Consider the following 5,438-nt stretch of genomic DNA (forward strand, 5'->3'; position numbering starts at 1 on the left):
GCGACGACCAGCGCCTGGGTTTCACCACGGGTGAACAGAGCCGAGCCGTGGGTCTTGGGCAGTACACCGACTTCGATGTTCAGCGGACGCACGGTCTTGGTGTCGCGACCGTCGATGCGTGGCTTGCCGTTGACGATGTTTTCGCGAACGGTGCGGTACTCGATCTCGCCGAAGATTTCCTTCACTTCGGCTGCGGTCGGCTGACCTTCTTCGCCGGAGAACTTGGCAATTACCTGCTCACGCAGCTCGCCCAGCTTGGCGTAGCGATCGGCCTTGACGGTGATGGTGTAGGCCTGGGAAACGGCGTCGCCGAATTCGCCACGGATCGCGCCGAGCAGCTCGGTGTTCCAGGCTTTCGGCGTCCAGCTCCAGGTAGGCTTGGCGGCTTCGGCAGCCAGCTCGCCAACGGCCTTGATGACCGACTGGAACTCGTCGTGGGCGAACAGCACAGCGCCCAGCATCTGGTCTTCGGTCAGCTCTTTGGCTTCCGATTCAACCATCAGCACGGCGTCTTTGGTACCGGCCACGACCATGTCCAGGCTCGACGCCTGCTGCTGCTCGTAGGTCGGGTTCAGCAGGTAGCCAGTGCTCTCGTGGAAAGCCACGCGCGCAGCGCCGATCGGACCATCGAACGGAATGCCGGAAATAGCCAGGGCTGCCGAGGTACCGATCATCGCAGCGATGTCCGGATCGGTTTTCTTGCTGGTGGAAACGACGGTGCAGACGACCTGCACTTCGTTCATGAAGCCTTCTGGGAACAGGGGGCGGATCGGGCGATCGATCAAACGCGAAGTCAGGGTTTCTTTTTCGGAAGGACGGCCTTCACGCTTGAAGAAACCACCGGGGATCTTGCCGGCAGCGTAGGTCTTTTCCTGGTAGTGCACGGACAGCGGGAAAAAGCCTTTGCCTGGATCGGCTTGCTTGGCACCTACCACGGTAACCAGCACGGTCACGTCGTTATCGACGGTGACCAGTACGGCGCCGGAGGCTTGACGGGCAATGCGGCCCGTTTCGAGGGTTACGGTCGATTGACCGAATTGAAACGTCTTGATTACCGGGTTCACGGTTTCCTACCTTCTGTTGGCTCTTGGGGGAACTGGTTTCTTGCGAAATTCTTGGGCAGAGCGGGGAATCGGCCCCGTTGACCGTCCAGATACAACTTGAGGCTGGGAGCCTGCCCGCCCCTGCGAGAAACCCGCTGGGGTACGACAGACAACCAACCTCAGGATTGCGCGTGGCGCCCTCGCAGGCCCGAGCTTGTGCCCAGGCCTGCGAACATGGCGAACCACGCTTGTCACCGCGTGTCGAGCCGCTATTAGCGACGCAGACCCAGACGACCGATCAGGGCGCTGTAACGGGTGACGTCCTTGCCCTTCAGGTAGTCCAGCAGCTTGCGGCGCTGGTTGACCATGCGGATCAGACCACGACGGGAGTGGTGGTCTTTGCCGTTGGCCTTGAAGTGACCCTGCAGCTTGTTGATGTTGTGCGTCAGCAGTGCAACCTGCACTTCTGGCGAACCGGTATCACCAACGGCTTGCTGGTAGTCGGCAACGATTTGAGCTTTGTCTTCAACGCTAAGAGCCATGAGGCATCTCCACTATCAAGGGCACTGCATGCAGTGTCCAACAGGCCAGGGCAGAACCCTGTATTCATGAGAAGAGGCGCGACCGTGCCTGTTGACAGCCGTCCTCGACCAGCCGTCACGAACACCGTGACGACCGGGATCGGTCATTCCGACCGAATCAAGCGACGCGGCGCAATGCGCCCGTCTTCGCTCACTTCACCGATACCGATGAAGCGACCATTGTGATCCTGTACCCGCACCATGCCGAACTTGGGGGCTTCCGGAGCCCTTACAGGCTGGCCATGAAGCCAGTAGAACGCACTGTGCTCCGAGAACTGCAGCAGTGGCCAATCCTGCAGGCCGCTGTCCGATGGCAGCAGGAACCTGTCCACCGCCTCGTTTCCGCCCTCGGCATGCACCGCTTCAAGCTCTTCCAGTGTCACGGTTTGCGCCAGGCTGAACGGGCCCGCCTGGGTCCGACGCAGCTCGGCGACGTACGCACCACACTCCAACGCCTCGCCGATGTCCTCGACCAGGGTCCGAATGTAGGTGCCTTTGCTGCAGTCCACGGCGAACCGCGCAGTGGTCTGCTCGCAGCCAAGCAATTCGAGCCGCGCAATAGTAACAGAACGCGGCTCGCGCTCCACTACTTCACCGGCACGCGCCAGTTTGTAGAGCGGCTGGCCGTCACGCTTGAGCGCCGAGTACATCGGCGGTATCTGGCTGATCTGCCCGCGGAATCGAGGCAACACGGCTTCGATGTCGGACTGACCGACGGTCACCTCGCGGGTCTGCAGAACCTCGCCCTCGGCATCGGCCGTGGTCGTGGTCTTGCCCAACTGGGCCAATGTCTCATAGCCCTTGTCGGAGTCGAGCAGGTACTGGGAGAATTTGGTCGCCTCGCCAAAGCACAGCGGCAGCACGCCGGTAGCCAAGGGGTCAAGGCTGCCGGTATGACCGGCCTTCTCGGCATTGAGCAGCCAGCGCACTTTCTGCAAAGCCGCGTTGGAAGTGAACCCCAGTGGCTTGTCCAGCAGGATGATGCCACTGACGTTGCGACGGATACGCTTGACCTGAGCCACCGGGATTACTCCTTGGACTCTTCGGCCGAATCGTCTGCGTGATGCTGGCTGTCTTCGGCCACGGCACGCTCGATCAACGCCGAGAGATGAGCGCCACGGCTCACGCTTTCGTCGTAGTGGAAATGCAGTTGCGGCACGCTGCGCAACTTCATTTCCTTGGCCAACTGCATGCGCAGGAAGCCGGCGGCCGAGTTCAGCACCTTGATGCTCTGGGCGATATCAGCAGCGCTGTCCTGGCCCATGACGGTGATGAACACCTTGGCATGGCCGACATCGCGGCTGACTTCCACCGCTGTGATGGTGACCAGGCCGACGCGTGGATCCTTGACTTCGCGACGGATCAGTTGCGCCAGTTCACGCTGCATCTGATCGCCGATGCGCTGGGTACGGCTGTATTCTTTTGCCATGTTTCATTACCTGTAACTAGAGCGGCAAACGCCCGATCAGGCTGGGCCGGATCGGGCGTTGCGTTTAGAACCTGCCCGGCGATGGCCGGACCGGTTCCTGGAGGTCGCGGCTTAGAGGGTACGAGCCACTTGGACTTTCTCGAAGACTTCGATCTTGTCACCGACCTTGACGTCGTTGTAGCTCTTCACGCCGATACCGCATTCCATGCCGGCACGCACTTCGGACGCATCGTCCTTGAAGCGACGCAGCGATTCCAGCTCGCCTTCGAAGATCACGATGTCTTCGCGCAGTACACGGATCGGACGGTTGCGGAAGACCACACCCTCGATGACCATGCAGCCGGCGATCGCACCGAACTTCGGCGAACGGAACACGTCACGCACTTCGGCGATACCCAGGATGTTCTCGCGAACATCGCTGCCGAGCATACCGGTCAGGGCTTTCTTGACGTCTTCGATGATGTCGTAGATCACGTTGTAGTAACGCATATCCAGACCTTCCTGCTCGACGATCTTGCGCGCGCCGGCATCGGCCCGCACGTTGAAGCCGAACAGTACCGCTGTCGAAGCCAGGGCCAGGTTGGCATCGGATTCGGTGATACCACCGACGCCGCCACCGACCACACGCACCTGCACTTCGTCGTTGCCCAGGCCGTTCAAGGCGCCCTGCAACGCTTCTAGCGATCCACGGACGTCGGATTTGAGGACGATGTTGAGCGTCTTCTTCTCTTCCTGACCCATGTTCTCGAAGATGTTTTCCAGCTTGCCGGCGTGAGCACGGGCCAGCTTGACTTCGCGGAACTTGCCTTGACGGAACAGAGCCACTTCACGGGCTTTCTTCTCGTCGGCAACCACGCTCATCTCGTCGCCAGCATCCGGGGTACCGTCAAGGCCCAAGATCTCGACCGGGATGGCCGGACCGGCTTCCTTGATCGGCTTGCCGTTCTCGTCGAGCATGGCCCGTACACGGCCGTAGTTCGAACCGACCAGCACCATGTCGCCCTGACGCAGCGTACCGTCCTGAACCAGCACGGTGGCTACCGGACCGCGGCCCTTGTCCAGGCGCGATTCGACGACCACACCACGGCCAGGAGCCGAAGGCGTTGCGGTCAATTCCAGTACTTCAGCCTGCAGCAACACAGCTTCGAGCAATTCGTCGACGCCCGTACCTTGCTTGGCCGAAACCGGTACGAACGGGGTGTCGCCGCCCCACTCTTCGGAAGTCACACCGTGAACCGACAGCTCGCTGCGGATACGGTCCAGGTCGGCACCTGGCTTGTCGATCTTGTTCACCGCGACCACCAGTGGCACGCCAGCGGCTTTCGCATGCTGAACGGCTTCGATGGTTTGCGGCATCACGCCGTCGTCCGCCGCGACCACCAGGATCACGATGTCCGTCGCCTTGGCACCACGGGCACGCATCGCGGTAAACGCGGCGTGGCCCGGGGTGTCGAGGAAGGTGACCATGCCGCGCTCGGTTTCAACGTGGTAGGCACCGATGTGCTGAGTGATGCCGCCGGCTTCACCAGCAGCGACCTTGGCACGACGAATGTAGTCGAGCAGCGAGGTCTTGCCGTGGTCAACGTGGCCCATGACGGTCACGACCGGAGCACGAGCGAAGGCTTCACCTTCGAACTTCAGCGATTCGGCCAGGGAATCTTCCAGAGCGGTGTCGCTGACCAGGGTCACCTTGTGGCCCAGCTCCTCGGCAACCAGCTGAGCAGTTTCCTGATCCAGCACCTGGTTGATGGTGGCCGGAGTGCCCAGCTTGAACATGAACTTGATGATCTCGGCAGCCTTGACCGACATCTGCGCAGCGAGATCGCCGACAGAGATGGTCTCGCCGATTTTCACGTCACGCACCAGAGGACCGGTAGGACTCTGGAAGCCGTGGGCGTTGCGCTTCTTCAGCTTGCCCTTGCCACGACCGCCACGACGGAAGCCATCGCTTTCTTCGTCGGTGGTACGAGGCGCGGCGCGCGGAGTCGGAGCCTTCTCCTTGACGGTGGCACGGTGAGGCTGGTTCTTGCGCTCGCCATCACTGTTGCCACTGCCGCTGCGACGATCGTCGTTGCGCGGCTTGTCGGGACGACGAGGCTCTTCCTTCTTGCGCTCGGGCGCCGGTGCCGGAGCAACGGCAGCCACATCGACGCTCGGTGCCGATGGAGCTGGTGCCGGTGCGGCAGGGGCGTCCGTCTGAACGGTGCTGCCAGGCTGCTTGCGTGCTTCTTCTTCGGCACGCGAACGGGCTTCCTGCTCAGCCTTCTGACGGGCAGCATTTTCCGCTGCGCGACGCTCTTCGAGCTCACGCTTCTGCTCGGCCTGGATTTCTTCCGGGCTGCGCTGAACGAATACTTTCTTCTTGCGTACTTCTACGCTGATGCT

General features: G+C 61.5%; 4 protein-coding genes and 1 pseudogene. All 5 read right to left on the reverse strand.

Annotated elements, in window-relative coordinates; all coding sequences use genetic code 11:
* A pseudogene (locus B2V21_RS11210) lies at positions 1 to 1,064 on the reverse strand (polyribonucleotide nucleotidyltransferase); the annotation flags it as partial.
* Between the two features lie 251 nt (positions 1,065 to 1,315).
* On the reverse strand, positions 1,316 to 1,585 hold the full coding sequence (rpsO, locus tag B2V21_RS11215) for a 30S ribosomal protein S15 (protein WP_043190760.1): 270 nt from the start codon (positions 1,583 to 1,585) through the stop codon (positions 1,316 to 1,318).
* A 143-nt stretch (positions 1,586 to 1,728) separates the two neighbouring features.
* Positions 1,729 to 2,646 (reverse strand): tRNA pseudouridine(55) synthase TruB, encoded by a 918-nt coding sequence (gene truB, locus B2V21_RS11220; RefSeq protein WP_286916885.1) that lies wholly within the window; start codon positions 2,644 to 2,646, stop codon positions 1,729 to 1,731.
* A gap of 5 nt (positions 2,647 to 2,651) precedes the next feature.
* Positions 2,652 to 3,053, reverse strand: coding sequence for a 30S ribosome-binding factor RbfA (gene rbfA / locus B2V21_RS11225; protein WP_049858671.1), 402 nt, complete (start codon positions 3,051 to 3,053; stop codon positions 2,652 to 2,654).
* A 111-nt stretch (positions 3,054 to 3,164) separates the two neighbouring features.
* A partial coding sequence (gene infB, locus B2V21_RS11230; protein ID WP_286916886.1) for a translation initiation factor IF-2 occupies positions 3,165 to 5,438 on the reverse strand: 2,274 nt, incomplete at its 5' end.

Source organism: Pseudomonas sp. UBA6276 (genome assembly GCF_002438365.1).
GTDB classification, from domain to species: Bacteria; Pseudomonadota; Gammaproteobacteria; order Pseudomonadales; family Pseudomonadaceae; genus Aquipseudomonas; species Aquipseudomonas coleopterorum.